This window comes from Romboutsia timonensis, from assembly GCF_900106845.1.
GTDB lineage: Bacteria > Bacillota > Clostridia > Peptostreptococcales > Peptostreptococcaceae > Romboutsia > Romboutsia timonensis.
Genome location: NZ_LT629850.1, coordinates 2,073,935 through 2,098,333 on the forward strand (window position 1 = coordinate 2,073,935; position 24,399 = coordinate 2,098,333).

Annotated in this window: 20 protein-coding genes; 7 read left to right on the forward strand and 13 right to left on the reverse strand. The window is 27.2% G+C overall.

Features of this window, described 5'->3' with window-relative positions; all coding sequences use genetic code 11:
* The first annotated feature begins 307 nt into the window (after window positions 1-307).
* Together BN7997_RS12440 and BN7997_RS12445 are read left to right on the forward strand one after the other, a co-directional pair.
* On the forward strand, window positions 308-1,618 hold the full coding sequence (locus BN7997_RS12440) for a conjugated bile salt MFS transporter (RefSeq protein WP_071121074.1): 1,311 nt from the start codon (window positions 308-310) through the stop codon (window positions 1,616-1,618).
* Between the two features lie 52 nt (window positions 1,619-1,670).
* Window positions 1,671-3,020 (forward strand): APC family permease, encoded by a 1,350-nt coding sequence (locus tag BN7997_RS12445; RefSeq protein WP_071121075.1) that lies wholly within the window; start codon window positions 1,671-1,673, stop codon window positions 3,018-3,020.
* Between the two features lie 40 nt (window positions 3,021-3,060).
* Here the strand turns inward: BN7997_RS12445 and BN7997_RS12450 are convergent, their stop codons facing one another.
* From BN7997_RS12450 to cspBA, 3 genes are all read right to left on the reverse strand, one after another.
* Window positions 3,061-3,255: a CDIF630_02480 family spore surface protein gene (locus tag BN7997_RS12450; protein WP_071121076.1), complete on the reverse strand. Its 195-nt coding sequence runs from the start codon at window positions 3,253-3,255 to the stop codon at window positions 3,061-3,063.
* A 61-nt stretch (window positions 3,256-3,316) separates the two neighbouring features.
* Complete coding sequence (cspC, locus tag BN7997_RS12455; RefSeq protein WP_071121077.1) at window positions 3,317-5,002, reverse strand: bile acid germinant receptor pseudoprotease CspC; 1,686 nt, start codon at window positions 5,000-5,002, stop codon at window positions 3,317-3,319.
* 16 nt (window positions 5,003-5,018) lie between these two features.
* Window positions 5,019-8,324, reverse strand: coding sequence for a bifunctional germination protease/germinant receptor pseudoprotease CspBA (gene cspBA, locus BN7997_RS12460; protein WP_242873421.1), 3,306 nt, complete (start codon window positions 8,322-8,324; stop codon window positions 5,019-5,021).
* Window positions 8,325-8,448: 124 nt separating this feature from the next.
* Here cspBA and BN7997_RS12465 point away from each other — a divergent pair, with 124 nt between their 5' ends.
* Both BN7997_RS12465 and BN7997_RS12470 read left to right on the forward strand, forming a co-directional pair.
* The gene (locus tag BN7997_RS12465; RefSeq protein ID WP_071121079.1) at window positions 8,449-9,537 is read left to right on the forward strand and encodes an AI-2E family transporter; all 1,089 of its coding nucleotides are present in this window, start codon (window positions 8,449-8,451) and stop codon (window positions 9,535-9,537) included.
* Between the two features lie 183 nt (window positions 9,538-9,720).
* Window positions 9,721-10,056: a hypothetical protein gene (locus BN7997_RS12470; RefSeq protein ID WP_071121080.1), complete on the forward strand. Its 336-nt coding sequence runs from the start codon at window positions 9,721-9,723 to the stop codon at window positions 10,054-10,056.
* Between the two features lie 103 nt (window positions 10,057-10,159).
* Here the strand turns inward: BN7997_RS12470 and BN7997_RS12475 are convergent, their stop codons facing one another.
* The 3 genes from BN7997_RS12475 to BN7997_RS12485 form a co-directional block, all read right to left on the reverse strand.
* Complete coding sequence (locus BN7997_RS12475) at window positions 10,160-10,366, reverse strand: hypothetical protein (protein ID WP_071121081.1); 207 nt, start codon at window positions 10,364-10,366, stop codon at window positions 10,160-10,162.
* Between the two features lie 69 nt (window positions 10,367-10,435).
* A complete protein-coding gene (locus BN7997_RS12480) occupies window positions 10,436-11,515 on the reverse strand; it encodes a sensor histidine kinase (RefSeq protein ID WP_083335113.1) in 1,080 nt (359 codons plus the stop codon).
* Between the two features lie 155 nt (window positions 11,516-11,670).
* Window positions 11,671-13,197 (reverse strand): hypothetical protein, encoded by a 1,527-nt coding sequence (locus BN7997_RS12485; protein WP_071121082.1) that lies wholly within the window; start codon window positions 13,195-13,197, stop codon window positions 11,671-11,673.
* A gap of 306 nt (window positions 13,198-13,503) precedes the next feature.
* On the opposite strand from BN7997_RS12485, the gene BN7997_RS12490 reads away from it, so the two are divergent.
* A complete protein-coding gene (locus tag BN7997_RS12490) occupies window positions 13,504-15,051 on the forward strand; it encodes a nitrite/sulfite reductase (protein WP_071121083.1) in 1,548 nt (515 codons plus the stop codon).
* Window positions 15,052-15,159: 108 nt separating this feature from the next.
* Here BN7997_RS12490 and BN7997_RS15465 read toward each other — a convergent pair whose 3' ends face one another.
* The 3 genes from BN7997_RS15465 to BN7997_RS12505 all read right to left on the reverse strand — a co-directional run bounded on the left by BN7997_RS15465 (window position 15,160) and on the right by BN7997_RS12505 (window position 20,115).
* Window positions 15,160-16,332, reverse strand: a complete 1,173-nt coding sequence (locus BN7997_RS15465) for a peptidylprolyl isomerase (protein WP_071121084.1) — start codon at window positions 16,330-16,332, stop codon at window positions 15,160-15,162.
* Window positions 16,333-16,428: 96 nt separating this feature from the next.
* Window positions 16,429-17,376: a hypothetical protein gene (locus BN7997_RS15320; protein WP_071121085.1), complete on the reverse strand. Its 948-nt coding sequence runs from the start codon at window positions 17,374-17,376 to the stop codon at window positions 16,429-16,431.
* Window positions 17,377-18,117: 741 nt separating this feature from the next.
* Window positions 18,118-20,115 (reverse strand): sensor histidine kinase, encoded by a 1,998-nt coding sequence (locus tag BN7997_RS12505; protein WP_071121086.1) that lies wholly within the window; start codon window positions 20,113-20,115, stop codon window positions 18,118-18,120.
* A gap of 326 nt (window positions 20,116-20,441) precedes the next feature.
* Between BN7997_RS12505 and BN7997_RS12510 the strand changes: the two genes are divergently transcribed.
* Window positions 20,442-20,846, forward strand: a complete 405-nt coding sequence (locus tag BN7997_RS12510; protein WP_071121087.1) for a GtrA family protein — start codon at window positions 20,442-20,444, stop codon at window positions 20,844-20,846.
* A 133-nt stretch (window positions 20,847-20,979) separates the two neighbouring features.
* Here the strand turns inward: BN7997_RS12510 and BN7997_RS12515 are convergent, their stop codons facing one another.
* The 3 genes from BN7997_RS12515 to fsa all read right to left on the reverse strand — a co-directional run bounded on the left by BN7997_RS12515 (window position 20,980) and on the right by fsa (window position 23,261).
* On the reverse strand, window positions 20,980-21,597 hold the full coding sequence (locus BN7997_RS12515; RefSeq protein ID WP_071121088.1) for a manganese efflux pump MntP: 618 nt from the start codon (window positions 21,595-21,597) through the stop codon (window positions 20,980-20,982).
* Window positions 21,598-22,039: 442 nt separating this feature from the next.
* Complete coding sequence (locus tag BN7997_RS12520; protein ID WP_071121089.1) at window positions 22,040-22,402, reverse strand: hypothetical protein; 363 nt, start codon at window positions 22,400-22,402, stop codon at window positions 22,040-22,042.
* A gap of 208 nt (window positions 22,403-22,610) precedes the next feature.
* Window positions 22,611-23,261 carry a fructose-6-phosphate aldolase gene (gene fsa / locus BN7997_RS12525; RefSeq protein ID WP_071121090.1) on the reverse strand — a complete coding sequence of 217 codons (651 nt, stop codon included), beginning with the start codon at window positions 23,259-23,261 and terminating at the stop codon, window positions 22,611-22,613.
* A 325-nt stretch (window positions 23,262-23,586) separates the two neighbouring features.
* On the opposite strand from fsa, the gene BN7997_RS16250 reads away from it, so the two are divergent.
* Window positions 23,587-23,721 (forward strand): hypothetical protein, encoded by a 135-nt coding sequence (locus BN7997_RS16250; protein WP_278335255.1) that lies wholly within the window; start codon window positions 23,587-23,589, stop codon window positions 23,719-23,721.
* Between the two features lie 191 nt (window positions 23,722-23,912).
* Here BN7997_RS16250 and BN7997_RS15470 read toward each other — a convergent pair.
* Window positions 23,913-24,399: IS982 family transposase (locus BN7997_RS15470; RefSeq protein WP_143023243.1), on the reverse strand; the 487-nt coding region annotated here is incomplete at its 5' end.

A 24,399-nucleotide genomic window follows, 5' to 3' on the forward strand; every position in this document is an offset into this window, starting at 1 on the left:
TATATTATTTCTAATAATTAAATCATTATCCTAATAAATACTGTTTTATTAAACTAATATATCTTCTTAAGTATAAACTTTTTGTTATTGATTTTTTTTTGAATTACTTGAATTTTTTTGTTCATTTTTCTCAACTTATTCGTGAATATTCTCCTTCATTCTCCATTCTTCAACATTTTTTGTGTTAATATTTGTATTGCTTGTTTAAACATTTTTTCTGTTGATATTTTTATTGCTTGCTATATTCTTTATACCAAGCAATAAAAATATTATAAAATTTAATACAACATAAAGGAGAAATAATACTATGAATACTTTAAACCAAAATAAAAGCAAGAAATTTGCAACAGGTTGGCTTATAGTTGTAGCATGTATGCTTATACAAGCTATTCCATTTGGAGTTGCTTCAAACATACAACCACAATTTGTAAGTTATGTTGTTGAAGAGAAAGGTTTTACACTTGCAGGCTTCTCTCTAATATTTACTTTAGGAACTATCGTGTCTGCAGTTGCATCTCCATTTATAGGTATGATGTTTAACAAAATAAGTGCTAAAACAATGTATTTATTAGGAGCAATACTTTCTGGTGGAGGGTTCTTAGCATTCTCTATGTGCCAAGAATTATGGCAATTCTACATTGTTGCTGGTATAGTTCAGGTAGGTACTTCTATCATATCATCAATAGGTATACCATTACTAATAAACTCATGGTTTGATGATACTACAAAGGGAAAGGCATTAGGACTTGCATTTGCTGGTAGTGGCTTAGGTAATATATTCCTTCAACAAATGACTGCTTACTCTTTAGTAAACTTTGGTTCATCTAAATCTTACTTAATGTTTGGTGCATTATCATTAATAGTTGGTATACCTGTATCATTATTATTCTTAAGAATGCCTAAGAACAATAGCGAAATAGTTAAAGGTAATAAGAAAGAAAATAGAAAAGAAGAATCTCAAAATACAACAACAGTTGAATGGGGTTATACTTTTAAAGAAGCTAAAAACCTTAAATTTTTCTGGATATTAGCTTTAGGATTATTCTTCTTAGGTATGTATGTATCTGCATTAGCAGTTCAATATCCAGCATACTTAAAAGTACATTTAGCTATAGATCCAAAGTTTGTTGGTAACGTTGGTTCTGTATTTGCATTATTTTCTTTAGGTGGAAACCTATTTGGTGGAGCACTATTTGATAAATTAGGTGTAACTAAAGGTCTTATAATAGCTTTCATATTAGCTGGAGTTTCATGTTTAGCTTTAATGTTTGCAGGTCAAATGGAAATATTAGCTATAGTATTCGCAGCATTAAAAGGATTATCAGTATTCGCTTACATGATGGGACCTTCATTATTAGTAGGTGCATTCTTCGGTAATAAAGAATTTGGTGCTATACTTGGCGTAGTTCAAATATTCTTCGCTGTAGGATTTGCTGCTGGTTCTTCAGTATTCGGATTATTAGTTGATAATATGGGATATGGAGTTGCTTGGTGGGTTGTATTTGCATTCATAATAGTATGCTACGGATCTTTAATAGTTGCTTCTATAGGTATGACTAAGCTAAACAAAGAAAGAATAGCAAATTTAACAAATAATTCTACAAAAAAAGCTATATAATAAATATAAATACTATTAACTAATGTAAAAAGTATGAAAGGAGTAAAATCAAATGGAGAAAAAACAACTTCAAAAAAACTTAGGTGCTGCTGCTGCTTTGTCTACAGTTGTTGGTATGGTTATAGGTGGTGGAGTATTCTTTAAACCACAGGCAGTTTATGAAATAACTGGTGGAGGACCAGGACTTGGAATGATAGCATGGGTTTTAGCAGGTATAATGACAATAACTGCTGGACTTACTGCAGCAGAAGTTTCAGCTGCAATACCTAAAACAGGTGGAATGATGGTATATATAGAAGAAATATACGGTAAAAAACTTGGGTTTTTAACTGGATGGATGCAATCTGTATTATTCTTCCCTGCTACAATAGCTGCTATATCAGTTATGTTCGGGCAACAAGCTGCTATATTATTAGGTAATGAGTCTTTAGTAATACCTATGACAGTAGGAGTTATACTATTAATAGGTGTGTTAAATACTTTTGGTTCTAAAACAAGTGGTGCAATACAAACTGTATCAACTGTATGTAAATTAATCCCTCTTGTATTAATAATAGTATTTGGATTTATAAAAGGTGGCGGAAATAATCCTATAGTGCAACCTTTAGTTGCAGAAGGTATAAGCCCAACAGGAGTAATAGGACAATTATTAGTTGCTATATTATTTGCTTATGATGGATGGATAAATGTTGGTGCTATAGCTGGTGAAATGAAGAACCCTGGAAAAGATTTACCTAAAGCAATAGTTGGTGGTTTATCTTTAGTTATGGGTGTATATGTAGTTATAAACTTAGCTTACCTTTGGGTATTACCAGCTAGTGAATTAGCTAAATATGCTTCTCCTGCTTCAGCAGTTGCCGAAGTATTATTTGGTTCAATTGGTGGTAAAATAATAAACGTTGGTATATTAGTATCTGTATTTGGATGTATAAATGGATACCTATTAACTGGACCAAGAATAACTTATACATTAGGAAAACAAAAAACTATACCAGTTATATTTGGTAAATTAAATAAAAATGATGTTCCAGCTAATGCTACGCTATTAATGGCTGTACTTTCAGCTTTATATGCATTATCAGGACAATTCAACTTATTAAGCGACTTAGCGATGTTTGCTGTTTGGTCATTCTATGTTTTAACATTTATAGGTGTTATGAAACTTAGAAAAACTCATCCAAACTTAAACAGACCATATAAAGTACCTCTATATCCTATAATTCCATTAATAGCAATATTTAGTGGATTATTCGTTGTATTAAATCAATTATTATTTGCTGGTGCGAAAAGTACAGTGATGTCTTTAGGAGGAGTTGTTATAACTCTTATAGGTTTACCTGTTTATTCTTATATGACTAAAAAGTATGCTAACTCTAATAACAACATAGATACAGCTGCTTAATATAGCAAAGAGCGTAGATATAATCTACGCTCTTTTATTTTTATAATCTACTTCCATTATCAACCCAGTCCTTAGCTTCTTTTACATTACTAAGAGACGGTACAGATACTTTACTTTCAGGCTTTAACTGATCTATATCAGCCCAAGCTGCTGTTTCTGCATTATTAGTAGGTCTATGTTTTTTTAATCTTTTGTTCCCTTCACCACTTAAAGGTTGTGCTTTTTTACTTTGCAATTTTTTCACCTCTTTCTTTTGTTTATATTATTTTTAACCATTATTTATTTTTAAATACCAACTATTCTATGTTATTTGAAATTGCTGCTAATGTATTTCTTAGATTTAATATTCCATATCCTTGTGCCATATTAGGATAAGTGTATATCTCTTTTCTAGTTGCACCTACCATTAAAAATGTTTTTAAGGGTTCTGAAAATAATAGATTTCGACTTTCTTCTTCTTGTGAAATTATATAGCTCATCATTATAGCTACAATACCTGTTACAACCGATGAACTTATTCCTGTTCCTGTTGCTGTATTATAAGCATCATTTTGATATGGGCCTATTATATCAACACCTGGTGCTACTATATCTGGTTTTATTGGTCTTTTTACTACAGGACCTTTTGATGAACCTATCCATAAACTATCTGTTCTATCATTATAGGCACCTACAGTTATTACTGTTTTTATAACTCCAAATAATGTAATTGTGGCATCTGATGATGAATCCGTAAATCTAGTTTGCGGAGAAATTAAATTTTTATTAGGTAAATATACATTATAATTACCATTTATTATAAATTCCGGAAATATCCTTAATGTCCATATACCTGGCTTTATATTTTTAAGAGTTATATCTAGCATTTCATTTCCTGATTTTATCCATGGATATATATATCTCATTTCATAGGATGTGTCTTCTAAGTTGAATCTTCCTCTATATACAAATGGTTCCGGTGTATAATTTATAACATAGCTCATTTCTCCTCCAGGAGATATTATAGCTGCTCCTATTTTATCGGGGCCTATTGGACACAGAGTTATATCTAAATTAACTTGTTCTCCAACTTGAATTATTATATCTTGACTTTTATCAGCCATCTGTATGTTACCGCTATAATGTATATCTGTATTACCTTCATTTCCAGCTCCACAAACTACTATTCTTCCTGATCCCCCTAAATCCTCAAAAGAATCTAGCATAGAAACTTCTATTCCTGAGGTTGATCTACCTCCAACAGTTAGATTTATTACCATACGTTTATTTTCTCTATCAGCTACTTCCAAAGCATATTTTATACCTGCTAAAAAATCAGATTCCTCATAGTTTACTTTTCCTTTAGCAAATGTATCTTTGTAAGATTTTAATTTTATTACTACTAACTCTGAATCTACAGCAACACCGTCATAATTAGAATTTCCATGACCTAAGCCTGCTGCTATTCCAGCTGCTATAGTTCCAGTTCCAATATTATCTACACTTAGGCTAGAATCATTTCTTTTTATATATTCATTTATTTCTTCCCTAGTAAATTCACTTCCAAATAAATACCCCTCTGGTGGCGGCTTTAAAGTGCTTTCTTGGTCCCATATAGATATAATCTTTGTAGTATTATCTGATTTTATAAAATCTGGATGTAAATAATTTATTCCAGAGTCTATTATAGCAATAATAATATCTTTTCCCGTTGGTGTTATATATGGATTTATATATATATACTCAGTACCTGCAGCTGTTCTTACAGTTTCTCCATTTGGTAAGTTATTTGTTAATTCTATTAATGAACTCATTACACTTGATCTTTCCCACCAAATTATACCATCTATCCTATCTAATATATCTTCGTTAAAAGAATCATCTACATATAAAGCTACTATTGTATTATTTAATATAATATATCTATTAATATTATTATTTTTCAAATTTTCTTCTAACCGATCAACCGGTATATTGTATATTATAATATACGATTTTTCCATCTGACCTGTATCACCTCTATTTTAATTGTTCAAATGAACCCCTTATATTTAATAACCCATATCCTAAAGCACTATTAGGATAAGATGTATTATCAAACCTTGTTGCTCCAGCTTTTAGATAAGTTACCATTGACTGAGTAAAAGCTTTTTTAGGATATCTATTTTCAACTAAAACATACTGAAGAAATAAAGCAAGCGAGCCTGTTACATATGCAGCAGCTGGTGCTGTACCACTTATTCTTGCATACTTTTCACCTGGGTAAGGTGCTATTATATTTACTCCAGGAGCTACTATATCAGGCGCTGGTATATAATCGATAGTTGGCCCTCTAGATGAAGTTGGCCATATAGTACCATTTATAGTATCATATGCACCTACACTAATAACATCTTCATATGTTGCAGGGTAGTTTATAGTTTTTTCTGGGTTACTTTCCCTAAATCTAGTTCCTGGTTTCAAGAATACTCTGTTTGCTAGATATGCATTATATATTCCACTGTTTATATCAACGCCTATAAGTTTAATCTTCCATATACCTTTTTTAACATTCTTTAAATTTATAATGATTTGCTGTTGACCTGAAAAAGTTGTTGGATAGTTAGTTACTAGAAGGTATTCAGTTTGCTCAAAATCATATAATCCAGTTAAGAAAGAATAGGAAGATACTTGTAATAACTTACTAGTTTCTCCAGTTGGAGATATCACTTCACAATTTACTCTATCTGGTCTGTCCATCCATATTTGAATTTCTACATCTGGGTCATCCTCTGATAATTCTAATTCTATATATTCTTCACCGCCATTAAATTGTACAACTCCTGATGTATGGGTTTGTGTATTTCCTTCATTTCCTACTCCCGAAACTATACAAATACCTCGTTCAAAAAATACTGCATCTCTTAAAGTTAATGCAGTCATTGCAACTAATTCATTACTTCCATATGATGTGTTAAATACTATAGGCATATTAAGCTCTAATGCTTTTTTTGCTGCATATTCTGCTGCTACAGATAATGAAGCATTTATATAATTACCATCATACTTTTTTAATTTAATTACAATTAATGATGCTTCATTTGCAACTCCTGCATAATCAGGATTTATATTTCCAAGTCCTGCACATATTCCACTTAACATTGTTCCGCTACCTTCTTCATCTACAGATAATGTAGCATCTTTTTCTCTTATGGCCTTATTAATATCTTCATTAGTATATTCAGTGCCAATATAATATCCTTTTGGTGGTTTGCCATCTTTGGTTTGATCCCATAAGTAAAGAATTTTTGAAGTTCCATCTGGATATATAAAGTCTGGATGCAAATAGTCTATTCCAGAATCAGCAATACCAATAATCACACCTCTTCCAGTAACATTTATATTAGGATTTTCTTTAAAGAAATTTGCTCCTATAATTTCATTTCCAACAACACCACCAGTTGTTCCCTGGCTTATTTGAGAAAGAGAAGCTAACCTAATAATAGGCTCTATCTTCTGAGCTGATAATATACTCACTATACTTCCTACAGCTTGCATATCACTAGGTGAAATATATAAAATTGCAAAATTATCAGAAATTCTTTCTAACCTATAAGTTATATTTAAATTTTTTAAATCTTCTTCAAACTGTTGATTCTCAAATGATACCCCTATTATTGGAATAAGATTTTCTTGCCTTAAATTTTTCTTTTTTTTTATTTTTTTCTTGCTTCGATAAAGTCCATAGTCTTGGTTATTTTGAGATATGCTCAATAAATTTAATTTAGACAAATCTAAAAATCCATACCCTCTAGAATTATTTGGATAAGTGTATTGTGGATTTCTTCTTGCATATTCTATAAGCACTGATTTGACTTTTTGAGAATATAAAAATAAGTCGTTTCCTTCTACAATTCCCCACTGCATTAATAAAGAACAGACTCCCGTTACATGCGGAGTTGCCATACTAGTTCCTGTAAGTGCTCCTGTTGATCCACCAGGTAAATATGAAACTATCTCTTCTCCAGGAGCTAATAAGTCTGGTTTAATTATTCCACCATCTACATCACCTTCTCCTGAGAACGTAGAAACCACATCTGTTCTAGAATTGAAGCTCCCAACAGTTATAACTTTGCTAGCAGTACCCGGAACAGTTACTGTAAGAACCTTACTCGGTTCTAAAAACCTTGTATCTACTGTTATCCCTTCTGATGTTGGCAAATATATATCTATATTCCCATCTACTAACTTAATAGGAGTGAATAATAGTGTCCATATTCCTGGAATTATTTCAGTATCTGATTTTAGCTCAATAGTTATTCTTCTACTTAACGAATATGGTGCTATAGGATAAAAAACTCCATTTATCCTAGTATTTCCAATAATATTTTTTACTAGGCCTGAATCTTGTGATATAGGCTGAGTACTTTTACCTGTTGGGCTAACTAAATATATATTAAAATCATCTACAAATGATGGCCATATATTTATATTAATTATTTTTTCATTTTGACCTACCTCTATTTCAACTAAGGTATCTTCATTTTCATCATTTTTTATATTAATTCTTTTGTGTCCTGCTTTTGTTGCATTATTACCAGCTGCAACAACTATATTATTTTTCCAAAACGAACACATTTGATCTATATATTGTTCAAATAAAGATTCCCCTCTATGAGACCCTTCATTACTTCCGTAGCTTATATTTATAGCAATTGGTCTTTGTAGTTCTAAAGCTCTATCTAAAACAAATTTTATAGCTCTCATAAATTCAGTACTTTTAGAGAAAGTATCTGTTTGTCTTCTTCCTACCCTTACAACTATCATATCTGCTTCATTTGCTACCCCACAAGCAATACCTGCTGTATGAGTTCCATGAGTACTAGTTGATGATATAGGAACTTCCATTTCTCCATTTATAGCTTTATTTATATCTTCATTAGTATATAATGTTCCTTCTTTAAACCCATCTGGTGGATTTCCGTCAATAGATTGGTCCCAATAGTAAAGTATTTTAGATTTGCCATCTTTATCTTTGAATATAGGTATATTGTAATCTATTCCAGAGTCTATAAGACCTAGTAATGTTCCTTTACCCGTTAATTTTGTACGTTCTTTAAATGATGTTATTCCTGTACTAGAGAAGCTTTGAGTATCTTGTGTTTCTAATATGAATGGTTTTTCTACATATTCTATCTGAGTATAATTTAATAAGTTATCAACCTTTTGTGGAGTATCTGCTGTTATGATTGCATAATTATATCCCAGAAGCTCTACAGATACACCTAATTCATGTTCCAAAAATGTTATATCTCCATTATATTTAACTATTACTTCATAGTCCACATGTTTCACCTCCTATAGTATAGTAAAAATATTTTACTATATATATATGTATTAATAATATTTTTATTGTATAATACATATGTTAGTTAAATTCTAAAATTTATCTTTAAAGGATGTGTTATTTTTGAAAGAAAAAAAGTTTTACTTAAATATAGTGCTGACTGTAGTTGTATCATATATATTAATTAAATTTATTGATAACTATCAATACTTCTTTAATGTAGTCAATTTACTTTTATCACTTTTAACACCATTTGTAATAGCTTTTATTTTAGCTTATATATTTAATCCTATAGTAGTCTTTTTAGAAAAAAAACTAAGATTCAAAAGGATACAATCACTTCTATTTACATATGGTATATTAATAATATTATTAGTTTCATCTATAGTTTTTACTGCACCAGTTATTATAAATAGTATAATTGATATAGTAAATCAAATACCTATATATATAGATAAAACACAAGTATTTTTAATAGATTTAGGGAAAAGTTTAAAAAATGTAGATCCTAACACTTTAAAGGATATAGGAGATAATATCGTGGCAGCACTTCCTAAATTAAGTACTTTATTTGCAGGATACTTAGGTCAAATATTTAATACTACATTTTCAGTTGGTAAGTTTATAGTTCAATTTGTGTTAGCCTTTATAATATGCTTTTATATACTTCTTGAAAAAGAAGATTTTCTATTATTTACTAAAAAAACTATCTATGTTATGTTTGGTAAAAAATACGGTGACTTTACTTTAGAAGTGTGTTCTACTTTAAACTCTAATATAGGTAAATACTTTTCAGGTAAAATACTTGATTCATTTATAGTAGGTGTTTTATCTGGGATTGGACTTTATTTTATAAAATCTCAGTATGCATTACTTTTTGGGATACTAATAGGATTTATGAACCTAATTCCTTATTTTGGTCCCGTTATTGGAATGACTCCAGTTGTTTTAATAAACTTATTTTACGATCCAACTATAGCGATTTTATCTCTTATATATTTGTTGCTAGTTCAACAAATAGAAGTTGCAGTTATAGAACCTAAAATCGTTGGTGGTCAGCTAGGCCTTAGCCCATTTTTAACTATATTAGCTGTTACTGTAGGTGGAGGATTTTTTGGAATTCCAGGTATGATTCTATCTGTTCCTGCAATAGGTGTTATAAAAATGTATATAGTTAAATTTGTAGAATATAAATATAAAGATATTAAATAATTAAATTATAAGGAACAACCTCTTTTAATATATAGTTTTTTATTACTTGAGTTTGTTCCTTTTTAATATTTATTATTTTCTATGGCATAAGTTTTTCAAAAATATAAATACCTATAGTATATATATTTTTATTAATGTTAATAAAATATATATATATACTAAATTATAAAAGTTGGTGATTATATGAAAAAATTAATTATGGTTTTATGTATTTTATGTAGCTCTTTATTCTTCATAAATCCAATTGAAAAACTAACATATGCAAATGATACTAATAAAATACATCAACAAACTGAGTTAACTTTAGAACAAGCTAAAGAACTTCTTATAAAATATAATGATAAGGTTGATTATATATATCAAGGAGATGCAAATGAATTTGAGTATCTAAAATCTAAAAATCTTCAAGGATATGTTTTTTTACCAGATGTAGATACTGACATAGGATATTTTGTTGATAAACAAACTTCAAATATATACTTCTTCCATCCAAGCGGATATTTGGAATTAGTAAAATAATTAATAATATAGCTTAGACTAAAACACATACTTTAGTCTAAGCTATATTTATAAATAATCAATATTAAAATTTATCTTTATTGGCTACTTTCATTCAAACTTCTTAAGTATTTTCTTCTATCTTCTTATTTAATCTTCCTAACATATTTTTTGAAAAATTAGATATGTCACTTGGAACGCAATCACTTGTTGCAAGTAAACTATAAATTTCTAAAGCTCTCTTATAATCTCTTTTTCCAGCATAAGATTTAAATGCTTCTTCTGATAAGTCTTTACATATTTTACTTATTCTTTCATATCGTCTTTTCAATCTTATCGCCCCTTTGATATTAGAATATATAAATATATATGTTTATTTATATATGTTTATTCTAATCGCCTAGGCATATATATCAGAAAACTCTATTCTTATTTTTTCTACTCTATCTAAATCTTTCTCATATGTATCAATTGATTCTTTTATAGAGGTTCTATTAGGTATTTTTATATTAAATTCCGTCCATTTTCCTATTTCACTATCTACAGTTACTTCACCATCGTGTAATTTTACAAGTGATTTAACCAAAGATAGTCCAATTCCTGTACCTTCTTTTATTATACTTCTCTCGTCATTTAATCTTACATATTTTCCAAATATTTTATCTATATTATTTTTAGATATTCCTATTCCATTATCTTTAACACGTATATTTACAAATTCATCATTATGAGTTATTGATATTATAATTTTTCCTTTGTTTTCTTTTCTGAACTTAACTGCATTTGATATTAAATTTAATATTATTCTTTCCATTTTTTCCATATCAAATGAAATAATAAGTTCTTCTATATCTGTGTCAAAAACTATATTCATATTATTAGACTTAACAAATGGTTCTATAGATTCACATATATCTTCTATAAAATATATTATATTAGCATTTGTAGGACTATAATTACTATGACCTAAGTCAATTCTATTATCATCCGATATATTATTAACAAGCTTTAATATTCTGTATGAATTTTGATTTATTATTTTTAAGTATTTTTCCATATCATCATATGAAAATTCTTTATTGCATTCTATTTTTTTATTTAATAATTGTACAGAGCTAAATATAAGGTTTAAAGGTGTCTTAAATTCATGTGTCAAATTAGACAAAAAATTTGCCTTAGATAAATCATATAGATTATCCTCTATATCAAACCATACTATAACTTCATTCTTCGAAATTTTCTTACTTTTTAAATTAAATTTATTCTTTATATTATTAATAGTTATATTATCTGCGTTTTTTTCTAAGGTGCTTTTAACTAATCCTTTTATCTCCCTATTCTCTTTTATATCTCCAAGATTAATATCTATGTTCTTTTCATGGCTAATATTAGTCTCATTTATAATTAATCTATCATTTTCTAATTGTGCAATAATAAAAGGACGAGGATTTTCAAATAATATATTTTTATATTTATCCACGTTCTATTCCCCCCGTATAAAATTCATAAGCCAAGTACTTATTGTCAAACCTCCATATAAGTAAATTGTAGCACAACATTACTTGAGATTCATCATTTAATTTATTTTTATATTGACAAAAGGAGATTAGTAATCTCACCAATCTCCTTTTGCTTCTATATTTTTACATTTATTATGTTACTTTGTTTAGAGAATTTTCCATCTTTACTTCCTATTACATAAACATCTATATTAAAATCTTCTTTTATAGGTATACTTATATAATTCTCTTGTAAACTATTTTCATATAATGTAAATCCATTTTCACCATTTTTATTATCTTTTACATAAACACTATATGTTACATCTTTAATGTTAAGCTTATCCCATGTAAGAGTTACTATATTATTTTCATCATCAATTTTTTCAACTAAATTTTCAATTACTTCCTCTTCTATGTTTTCTAATTTTGGTAATATATTTACTATATTGCTTGGTTTAGTACTTATATTATTATTTTTGCCCACAACATATAAACTCAAACTTGGAATTTCACCTTCAAATAAATCTACTTCTATCTTAGTATTTACCCTATTACTAGATATTTTACTTTTATCTAATTTTAAAGATTTGAAAAGCTTATAGTCTAAATCTCCTAGAGAATTATTTTTTAGGAATATTTCATAATTATTTATATCTTTTATATAATCCCATGAGATATCTATTGATAATTTCCCATTAATAATTTCATAATTTACCATTATATTTTTAATGATTTTATCAATTATAGATTCTTTTTCTACTTTTATGGTTACTATTTTTTGCTTGTCTCCACAAGTTATCCTTACTTTCTCAGTTCCTTCTTTTGATCCTGTTATAGTTCCATCCTTACTAAGACTAATTGCATAATCTATTGTAACTTTTCTATCAACTAGCTCATATTTAATTTTTCCATGTTTTAAGCCCTTAGGTTCAGTTATAATCTTCGGATTTAATTTTTTTGTTTCGTTTTGTGCTATTTTAATAGTACTAGGTATACTTATCTTTGCTATTTTAGCTTGGATATTATAGTCAAACACGGTTTCCTTATCTCCAGCTTTTATATATAAACTAGCCTTACCTACACCTACAGCTTCAACAACATTACCTTCAATCTTCAGGATATTTTCATCACTACTTTCATATGTGACTAATTGTTTTTCTTTGAACTTATCATAATCTACTTGTACTTCACTATTTATTTTAGCTGATTCACCTACATACTTTATATCATTGTCTAATGTAGCCGTTAAGCTCTCAACCTTTGGATTTACAACCTTAATATTTACTTTTTTCAATATCCTTGAGTTCTTCATCACGCCTATTGATGCCGTACCTTCTTGATTTGCTGTAACTTCATTTCCATTTATACTTAGTATATTAGAATTATCTAAAATCTTAAAATAGATATGTGGATTTTTCGCATAAGATGGTATAATTACGTACTCTCCAGTAGATAATGTTACTGTATCATTTAGTTTCATAACAAACTTATCAATATCTTTAACATAATCACCATCTTCCATCTCAATTTCTATACCTTTTACCATAGGCGTAATAACTCCAAATTTAAATAAATAATATTGTGCTATTAACAGTATTGGTATAATAATTATTATCATTATTGTTATTACTTTATAATTTATATTCTTTACACTTTTCATATAAACCCTTCCTTTAGGAATATAATGCTCTAATGAATCTATTGTTCTAGTTATTTTTATAAGCATATTGAAATTACTATATAAACTTTTTTAACTATCAACGACTTAATTAATATATTTATTATATTTATCATATTATCCTTTAAAAAAGAATACTTATCTTTCAACAATTTTTTCTAATTCAATTATAAACCATAAATTTATATTTTTATACCTTATTTAAATACTCATCTTAAATAGATTTATATATATTTATACATTATTTTGTAAATACTAAATTAGTATAAATAATCGTGAGGTGATTAAATGAATAATTTAAAGGAAATATTATTGAGTGAATTACCTAACTTTAGAGAAAAGTCTCTTAAGTTCTTAAATGGAGAAATATCTAAGCCTGAGTATAAAGGATTCTCAGGTGGTTATGGTGTATATGCTCAAAGAGATAAAAAGTCTTTTATGATAAGACTTAGAACTTCATGTGGTGTAATTTCAAAATCTCAACTTCATACTATATATAATATGTCCTATGAAAATAAATTAGAAAAAATACATTTAACAACTAGACAAGCAATTCAATTACATGAACTTACTGTAGATCAAATATGCAGTATAATGGAAGAAGGTATACATAAGGATATCTTTACTAGAGGAGGCGGAGGTAACTTTCCTAGAAACGTAGGATTATCTCCATTATCAGGTGTTGATCCTGATGAGGCTTTCGACGTTACACCATATGCTGTTGCAACTGATAAGCATTTTATAAGTAAAATAACAACTTACCATCTACCTAGAAAACTAAAGGTTTCATATTCTAGTAGCAATAATGATGATGCTCACTGTACAGTTCAAGACTTAGGGTTTATTGCAACTCTTAAAGATAACAAACCTTACTTTAATGTATATGTGGGTGGTGGTCTAGGTAAAAACCCTAAAGTAGGATTAAAACTAGATGAACCTATAGAAGCTAAAGATGCTCTGTATTATGTAGAAGGCTTAACTAAATTATTTATAGATTATGGTAATTACGAAAATAAAAACAAAGCTAGAGTAAGATATATTGTTGATGAACTTGGTGAAGAAGCTTTTATAGAAAAATTCAAAGAGTATTCTTTAAAAGAAAAGGAAAAAGGAGGACTTAATTTAACTCCAGAACCTATAGACTATTCAAAAGAAGATATTGAAGTAGATATATGTGACCATAGAATAAGAAAACAAAAGCAAAAAGGTCTATACACAGTTTACATTCATCCAGTTGGAGGTCAATTATATCTTAAGGATTTAAAAGCTTTACTTTATGAGTTAGATAAAATAAAAAATCCTATGATAAGAATAGGTATGACTGAAGGAATGTATATATTAAATTTAAATGGTAAAGAAGCTGAAAAAATATTAGAAGTAAGTAAAAAAATAAGTGGAAATTCAAGTCTAGAAGAAAGTATTTGTTGCATAGGTGTTCCTATCTGTCAAATGGGTATACAAAACAGTCAAAAAATGCTAAATACTATAATAGACTACTTCAGGGAAAATGTAGATAAAGAAACTATGCATAAGCTCCCAAGATTATATATATCAGGTTGTCCTAACTCTTGTGGAGTTCATCAAATAGGCAGTATTGGATTAACTGGAAAAATGAAAAATATAGATGGTACACCTACGGATGTATTTGAAATATATATATGTGGTAACTTTGAGGTTGGTAAATCAAGACTTGGTACATCTATAGGTGACCTTAAAGCTACTGATATACCAGAGTTTTTACATGAATTAGCTAAGATTACAGAAGGAGATTTCTTTGAATTTGCTACTAACAATACTGAAAAGGTACTTGAAGTAGCCTCTAAATATAAACTATAAATTTTTATTTTTTAGTTTATATCTTATATAATTTTTTACTACTTAAATTAATAATTAAAAAATATCTCAAAGTACTAATAAAATTTAATACTTTGAGATATTTTATATCTATTTAACTTCTACATTATATTTTTTAATTAAATTATCTAATATATTACTTTGTTTTTCATATCCTAAAGTATATACTAACTCTTCCTTTATAGTGTCAAAGTCGTCATACTTTTCATCTGTCTTTTTAATTATGTGATATCCATAATCAGTTTCTACTATCTCTGGATATATTTCTCCGTTTTTTAATGAAAATGCAGCTTTTTCAAAAGGTTCTACCATTTGACCTTTGCTAAAGAAATCTAAATCTCCACCATTTTCACTACTACCGTCTTGAGAATATTCTTTAGCTAATTGAGCAAAATCTACTCCTTCTTTAGCTTGTTTTAATATTTCTTCAGCTTTTTCCTTATTCTTTTTCTTTTGTTCATCGCTTACATCATTACCTTCAGCATCTCTATTGCTAATTAATATATGAGATGCTCTAACCCTTAAAAACTCGTCCTTATTTTTATTATAATAGTTTTCAGCTTCTTTTTCAGTTACTTCTGATGCTTGTCCTATATACTCAACGGCGATTAATTCTTTTTCTAATTCTTTTTCTATATCTTCTTTAGTTATATTACACTTATTAATTAATTCGTCTTCTGTTATATTATAAGTTTGTTGTAAACTTGACATTAAAGTAGAGTATTCATTTTCTATATCTTCTTTTTCAACTTTTATTCCTTCTGCTTTACCTTCTAAATATAAAACTTCTGTTGTAGTCATATAATCTATAAAACTAGCTTCATAAACATCTATTTCTTCATCAGTCATTTTAGTTTTTGCATTTATATAAAATAATGGTTCCATTTTTTGTCTAAGTTGTTCACCTGTTATTTTAGTATCGCCAACAGTTGCTATAACTTTATTAGCGCTATATTTTCTTGACGTTGCAGGTAAAGTTCTACCTACAGATTTTCCATATGTAAATCCTACTCCTAAACAAAGACATCCTATAACAGCCATTGCAATTATAGATTTAGTATTTTTACCATTTTTTAATTTTTTAATTTTAGTTTTAATCCCCTTCTCTGCCACTTCCTCAGACTGTACTATTTCTTCACTTTCTCCGTTATTATTTTCTGCTACCGCTTCAATTACTACATCATTATTTACTGACTCTTCATTTGTAGTAGATTCTGTTTTTATTTCTTCATTATCGTTTATTATTTTTTTATCCTCCGACATTTTTTCCTCCTAAAAGTTAAATATAATTTTATATTACAATATATTAATTTAATATGTGTGAAAAAAACTTGAAGCTATTATGAATTTAAACTGAAATTAAATGTTTCTTAAACTATACCTTATTTCATACCTTCCAACTTTATTTTCTTTATACTTTAGCATACTAGTTATTTCAGATTTGCTTTTATTCAAATACTTAGAACAATCATCTAAAGACTTAAATACTTCTATTACTTCCCCTTTACTATTTAATAATTCTATTTTCTTCTTTCCTCCCCTTTTAATTATTGATTTATATTTTATATAGTACCTATCATACTCTTCATCTAAACATTCAAACTTATAATGCATTTTTATTGGGTCTATCTTATTATTTGATAATATATCATCTCTTTTAGACTCAGATATATTTAATGTAAATATTTTATTATTTAAATCATTATATATTTCTAATGGACTTTTATTATTATTTGTATAATCATTACTATATTCACTTAATCTTAATTCTTTACTTAAGTATTTTATCGCTTCTCCTAGATAGTCTGTATGACCATGTCTTAAATTTTCTGCTATATATTCTATAGGTAGTTTTAAAACTTTACTACCCTGCTTATGAGTATCAAATATTTGCTCTTCATTATTGTATACATCAATTGCTTTTATTGACCTTCCTCTTTTTATCTTTGCATCTATTATGTATCGTTTGTCTTCATCATCAAGCTCTTCTGCTTCTGCTTCTGCTTCTGCTTCTGCTTCTGCTTCTGCTTCTGCTTCTGCTTCTGCTTCTGCTTCTGCTTCTGCTTCTGCTTCTGCTTCTGCTTCTGCTTCTGACGCATTGTTTATTATTTTCTCTAAATTGTCAACTCTTTCTATGATATTTATTTCTTTTTCTTCATTTTCAAGCTTTAATTCTTCTTTTTCTATTGAAATTTCATCTAAAGTATCTACTATTTTTTCATCTTTATTTATTACGTTTTCTTTAATTTCTAAAACTTTACTCTCCTCTGATTTTTTCTTAAAACGGTTAAAAAACTTTTTTAACAACTTATTATTCCTCCTAAAACTAGTTAATACTTATTTATAATGTCATATTATATATTACTAGAATATGTGTTGTTAGTAAACCAAAGTATTATGTAATTTTATTTTAAATAAAAAATTCGCTTCGCTCATTTCGCCAACGATATAGCCTTGCTACCGCTACGGATATATCCGTTGCTCAAAAATGTCATTTTTTACGTTTATAAAGTTATTGATATTACTTATATTCATAGGCTATACACAAGTATAGTTATGATATAATTTACTTATTACGTAAAAAAATAAAAGACAATATATTTAATGGTTATAGCCATCAAGTATATTGCCTTTTACCAAAGCTTATGCCTTTGCCTCTTTTTGATTTTTATTAAATAACTATTATTGACCAATTAGTTTATATGCTATCTATTGGTAATTAACATCAGATACTAATCGCCATATATTAAATTGAGGTATATTTAATATATCTTAGTTATTTAATATGATATCTATTGATATCTCATCAACAGTACTCCCAATAGATACTAGTAAAAGGTAAGGTTTTTCCTTGCTTTTATCTAGTGAGTCCTGTTAATATTATAATATGCAATTTTATCTTTTATATTCATACTTTAAGTAATTTAATTGTTCTACTCGTTATTTTATTAAACATATTGAAATTACTATATAAAGTTTTTAGCTATCAAAATGTAACTTGTTAAACTATAGTATTTTCAAGTAACAATATTTAACTAGCACAATAAGTTAACTATATAATTCATATATATCAGAAAACTCTAATTCTATTTTGTCTATATCTATCTCATAGTTATACTCATACTTATCACCTTCTAATTTTTCATTTGGTAATAGTATTTCAAATTCAGTTCCATTTTCTCCATCACTATCTAAGTATATTTCACCGTTATTTAATTCAACGATTGATTTTACTATACTAAGACCTATTCCACTACCTTCATTTAATCTAGTTAATGATTTATCTCCTTGAACAAATCTTTCAAATATCATACCTTGTATACCTATAGGTATCCCTATACCATCATCTTTTACGATTATATGTACCCATTGTTCATCTTTATATAAATTAACGACTATATTACCATTTTCTTTTGTAAACTTTATAGCATTTGATAATAAATTAAGCATAGCTCGTTCTATCATAGATGAATCACATTTTATTATATGTTCTTCAATTTCAGTATCAAATACTATATTTATATTTTTATTTTCTGCATAATTTACTACAGAAAGTGTTATATCTTCAATAACTCTTACAATATCACAGTTTACAAATTTAGGTTTAGTAAATCCTACATCTATTTTTGTTATATCAACTATGTTGTCTATAAGCCTTAACATACGTTTACAATTTAGATTTAAACACTGTTTATGTTTTTCATATATTTCTCTAAAGTTAACTGACATATCACTACTTTTAAAGTCTAAAAGTTGAACTGTTGAGTAAAAAATATTTAATGGTGTTCTTAATTCATGTGATATATTGGCAAAAAACTCATTTTTAACTTCTTCATGCTTTTTTATTTTTTCATATTCTATTAAATACCTTTCTGTTCTTAGCTTTGAAGATATATCCTGGAATGTAATTGCATAGTTATTTTCTTCAGATCTAGTATAAATATTTTGAATACTACACTCTAAAGTCATATCTAATGATGGTATATATATATTGCCTTTCCATGCTTTATATTTTTTTACAGAATTGTTAATTTCAAAGATTAAATCTTTATCTACTTCCTTCATTCTTTTAGTTATAACAGATTCAACTTTTTTATCTTTTTCACATGGATTTTGGAATATAAAGTTTTTAACGGTTTTATTTGCAAATTTTATTTTTCCATTTTCATCGTATATAACTATACAGCTATACTTATTTTCATCTACTATCTGATAAAAAATATTAAGTTTATTCTCTAGCTCTTGATTTCTTTTTATACTTAATATAAGTTCTAAAAATAAACCACCTATAAGTATAATAAATCCCATATATGTTATTGAGATAGATGATAATTTTATAACACTCATTGGATTTATAGCTCCTACTATTGCATAACAAGCTTTCACTCCAAATAAAAATATACTAGAGCTTATGACAGAGTATATATATTCTCTTTGACTTATACTCTTTACTAAATATGTCGTCGATACCACTAAATATAATATTATTAAAAATATATTGTACCTTATAAAGTAACTTTCTTTATTTGTAAAAATCAAACCTTTATTTTCTAATATCCCTATAAAGAAAGCTATTGTAGCTACTATTAATATAGAGCTAATCTTATTAGACATTATTATGTTTTTAATCTTATTAAATGAAGAAATACTTATTACTAATATACTTATTCTAAGTAATGATGTACTTATCGTAATATATCCATCTATGTACTTAGTTGAATTTGTTAAATTCATATTATCTAAGTTTCCAAGGGATATATCTATAAAAAATACAACATACATAAGAGATATAATAAAAAGTTCTTCTTTTTTTGTGCTATTATAGCACATTATACAACTGCCAATTGCAAGACCTGCTAAAACTAAATTAAATAACCTTATAAAAGATATTACATTCATATACTGTAACTCTTCTACTTTTAGTATGCAAAATAATCTATTTATATATAAAATTCCTATTATTAAAGTTAAAGACATTATAATAAATGTAGATAAATTATTTTGTATTTTTGTAGCCTCTTTTTTTACTTCTTTTATATTGTACATTTATATACAACCTCTCCCCTATCTTTATTTTACACAATCTATTTTTATTAAAATTATATAAAATTTTATTTTATATATTAGTTTTAATAAAAATAGATTCCCCTAAATAAAATCTAAATATTTCGATTAAAGTATACATTTATTATACATTTTTTATTCTTTTTTTTCAAATTTTTCCATAATTTAGTAATATTTTAAAATTAATAAATCAATTTTGATATAATATATAAATTAATATATTTTCCTGTAAAATATTATTAAATATTATTCTATATTATCCAAATAATATTTAATATATTTAAGTCTATAATGAGGAGATTTTTATTATGGTAGATAAGTTAAAATTTTTAAAAGGAAAAGTTAAAGAATATATAAAATTTAATATTATAGGTATTAGTAACTTTATAGTATCTCAAATTTTTTATATTACTCTTTTTATGGTATTTAAATTTAATTATATTGTAGCTTATACCATAACTAGTATACTTAGCATTATTGCTTCTTACTTTTTAAATTCAAAGTTTACATTTAAAAGTGAAAGCTATTCAACTAAAAAATTTTCTTTATCAGTTTTAGTTTATATTTTTGAATATATTCTTAATATGGGAATTATAATTTTTTTAGTTAAAATACTTGGTATAAATGAAATAATAGCACCTTTAATAGCACCTATATTTTCTACTCCACCTGTATTTTTCTTAATGAGAGCTGCTATAAAAAATAATGAATAAACTTATTTTAGGTTTAAATGTGTGTTACTAGTACTATTAATTAAATTTAAAATAACTTTTATTATAAATATAATTGGTAAAAAATAAAAACCTATGAATTTAGAATAGATTTCTAGATTCATAGGTTTTATATTTAAAATAGTGAATTGAATATTTTACTTAGTATTTGAGTATGCTCATTAAATATATTAAATCCTATTAATATAAGTATGATTCCTCCTACTAATTCTGCATATCCGTTGAATATATCTCCAACTTTGTTTCCTACAAATACTCCAACAACACATACTAAGAATGTTATAATACATATTATTGAAGCTGCTGGTATTATACTTACATTTAAAAATGCAAAACTTATCCCTACTGCTAAAGCATCTATACTAGTAGCTACTGCAAGCATTATTATCTCTTTGTTAGATAAATCATCTACATCAGTTGTAGCGCTAAACTCTAGTTCAGATGCATTTTCTTCTTTTCTATCATCAAAAAAGCCTTTTATCATATTAAATCCTATAAATCCAAGTAATATAAATGCTATCCAATGGTCTATAGATTTTATATAGCTTTCAAAGCTTATACCTAAAGCCCATCCAAGAAGTGGCATCGCCCCTTGAAATACTCCAAATGCTAAAGCCATCTTTAATGCTGTAGATTTTTTTAAATTTTTAATTGTCATACCTTTTGTAATAGACACTGCAAATGCATCCATAGATAATGCAAATGCTGTAAATATAAGTGCTATAAAATTCATACATTTCCTCCTAAAACTTATTTTATAAACGCAAAAAACGAGACTTATGCATGCTAAATAAACATGCATGAGTCTCGTTTTTTAATACTAGACCAGACTTAAAATCATTATGTTGATCTAGTAACACTTATCGTGCAAACTACTCCCTCAGCAAAACTAGAAAGTATTATATATTTAAATAGTATAATGCTAATTTAACATAATTACAATATCTAATTTTTTATTTTCTAAAGTTATTCTAGTCACTTTTTTAGATATTATACATAAAGTTTAACATAATAAAGTATTTATAAAAAATTTGGCTTCGCTTGAGCGACGTGTCGGCGAAACATTTTAAGCCTCGTGTGGTCGATATTTTTTATTTCGCCAACGATATATACTTGCTCACGCTACAGATACATCCATTGCCCAAAAATAAAAAGAGAGATTAAATCTCTCTTTTTTACTCTGCTAATTCAAGATATCCACTTGGATGGAAGTAGTATATTTTAGCATCATCTTTATTTACAAACATTCCTAAATCTGTATCTGCATCCATTAAAAACACATATCCTTCTAAACCTTTTTCTTTTAATGCTACAAAATCATTTTCTGTTCCTTGGTATATGTATTTAACATTAGGATTATACATTGATAACAATTCTTCAGCTTCTTCTTTATTTAATTTATTTATAACTTGTACTTCTACATTATTAGTTTTATTTATATTCTTTGTTGTATCTTGTGCAAAAACTAGGTCTCCTATATTACTAGTTGCTAATAGTCCTGCACATATTAATGATAATGTTATAATTGCTTTTTTCATATAAATCACGTCCTCTTAAGTATTATTTATGTAATTTATTTTTATTATTTCTTCTATGATTTAATATTATCACTAAATATTATTAAATAACAGTTACACACTTGTTACCTTAGATTACAAATTCGTAAACTTGGTTACAACGGTGTAACAATTTATTGTAGAAAAAGGACATAAAAAATACCTTGATAAAAATCAAGGTATTTTAATATTATAATTTTAATGATGCACCTTCCCAGTCTTTAAGGAAGTTTTCTATTCCTTTATCTGTTAAAGGATGTTTAGTCATTTGAGTTATAACTTTGTATGGAACTGTAGCTATATCTGCTCCCATTCTAGCAGCTTGTGCTACATGTATTGGGTTTCTAACACTTGCAACTATTATTTCTGTTTCTATAGCATTAACATTGAATATATCAACTATTTCTTCTATTAATGAAAGGCCATCTTGACCTATATCATCAAGTCTTCCTACAAATGGACTTACATAAGTAGCTCCTGCTCTAGCAGCTAATAATGCTTGAGTTGCTGAGAATATTAATGTTACATTTGTTTTTATTCCCTTTTGAGATAATATTTTAGTTGCTTTTAATCCTTCTAATGTCATAGGTAACTTTATAACTATGTTTTTATGTATTTTAGATAATTTATCTGCTTCTTCTACCATTCCTTTATGGTCTAAGCTTATTACTTCTGCACTTATAGGACCATCAACTATCGTACTTATTTCTTTTACTACTTCTATAAAGTCTCTTCCTTCTTTAGCTATAAGAGATGGGTTTGTAGTAACTCCACATATAACTCCTAATTCATTAGCTTCTTTTATTTCTTCTATGTTTGCTGTATCTATAAAAAATCTCATTAAAGGCCTCCATAAGTTTTATATTAACTATTTTTAAATTTCTCTACTTTCTATTATTAACTAATAGACTTTTAATATATCATAGTNAGGTATATACTATGTATATTCATAAAAAATAAGAAAGGATATGATTTCAATGAAGATAACTTTACCAGAATCAGCAGTAAAGACGTTAAAAGACATCTTACAAGACAATCAAGATAGACCTCAAACTATAAGAGTTTATTTCGCAGGCATAGGCTGAGGCGGTCCATCATTTGGTATTGCTCTGGATGAGCAAAAGGATAGTGATGTAGCTTATGAAGTAGAGGGGCTACAATTTATAATGGATAAAAACGAATATGTACAACATGGTGATATTGTTATAGAAGATACAGGATACGGATTTAGAGTAATTCCTGAAAGTATGAAAAATGATCAAGGTGGATGTGGCGGAGGATGCTCTGGTTGCGGACACTAAAATAATTAAAGGAGTGTATTATATGCACTCCTTTTTTATAATGTTATTAATCTTTATTTATTATATTTTTAGATATATCTATTATAAAATTATTATAATTAATCTGTTGTGCTAGTTAAAATTATTTTCCAAATAAAGTAAATTGATTTTTTTCAAAAACAATATCCCATAAAGATTAGTATTTGTAAATATTAACCAAATACTAATCTTTTTATCTTAGCCATAGAATCATCATTTTTCATCAATTTATTTATTAGAAATGAAATATTATGAGCTAAAACTTTTATTGAGGTTCTAGTTATAAATCCTAGCATCGATTTACTTTTAACCTTATTTAAATTTAATTGTTCTGTTAATTGAGAAAAACTAGTTTCTATCCTTCTTCTAACTTTGAATAATAGTTGTCTTACTTCTTTTGGATAGTTATCTCTACTATTTGCCCTTTTTAAGAATAGTAAATCTATATCTCTTTCACTTTTTAATTCAGGCGTTAGCCTTTTGTTAATATATCCTTTATCTCCGATTATAGAGATAGATCTATATTTATCGCATAAATCCCATACCGCATTTCTATCATCTATGTTTGCTGGAGTTATAACATAATCAGTTAAAAATCCATCTACAGTAGTAAGTGCATGAAATTTAAATCCGAAATAAGTTTCTTTTTTAGAAGCGCAT

What these genes read in the sequence shown, in the direction of transcription:
- BN7997_RS12440 (WP_071121074.1), top strand. Translation starts at nt 308, where the DNA reads ATGAATACTTTAAACCAAAATAAAAGCAAGAAATTTGCAACAGGTTGG.
- BN7997_RS12445 (WP_071121075.1), top strand. Translation starts at nt 1,671, where the DNA reads ATGGAGAAAAAACAACTTCAAAAAAACTTAGGTGCTGCTGCTGCTTTG.
- cspC (WP_071121077.1), bottom strand. Translation starts at nt 5,002, where the DNA reads ATGGAAAAATCGTATATTATAATATACAATATACCGGTTGATCGGTTA.
- BN7997_RS12470 (WP_071121080.1), top strand. Translation starts at nt 9,721, where the DNA reads ATGAAAAAATTAATTATGGTTTTATGTATTTTATGTAGCTCTTTATTC.
- BN7997_RS12485 (WP_071121082.1), bottom strand. Translation starts at nt 13,197, where the DNA reads ATGAAAAGTGTAAAGAATATAAATTATAAAGTAATAACAATAATGATA.
- BN7997_RS12490 (WP_071121083.1), top strand. Translation starts at nt 13,504, where the DNA reads ATGAATAATTTAAAGGAAATATTATTGAGTGAATTACCTAACTTTAGA.
- BN7997_RS15465 (WP_071121084.1), bottom strand. Translation starts at nt 16,332, where the DNA reads ATGTCGGAGGATAAAAAAATAATAAACGATAATGAAGAAATAAAAACA.
- BN7997_RS12505 (WP_071121086.1), bottom strand. Translation starts at nt 20,115, where the DNA reads ATGTACAATATAAAAGAAGTAAAAAAAGAGGCTACAAAAATACAAAAT.
- BN7997_RS12510 (WP_071121087.1), top strand. Translation starts at nt 20,442, where the DNA reads ATGGTAGATAAGTTAAAATTTTTAAAAGGAAAAGTTAAAGAATATATA.
- BN7997_RS12515 (WP_071121088.1), bottom strand. Translation starts at nt 21,597, where the DNA reads ATGAATTTTATAGCACTTATATTTACAGCATTTGCATTATCTATGGAT.
- BN7997_RS12520 (WP_071121089.1), bottom strand. Translation starts at nt 22,402, where the DNA reads ATGAAAAAAGCAATTATAACATTATCATTAATATGTGCAGGACTATTA.
- fsa (WP_071121090.1), bottom strand. Translation starts at nt 23,261, where the DNA reads ATGAGATTTTTTATAGATACAGCAAACATAGAAGAAATAAAAGAAGCT.
- BN7997_RS16250 (WP_278335255.1), top strand. Translation starts at nt 23,587, where the DNA reads ATGGATAAAAACGAATATGTACAACATGGTGATATTGTTATAGAAGAT.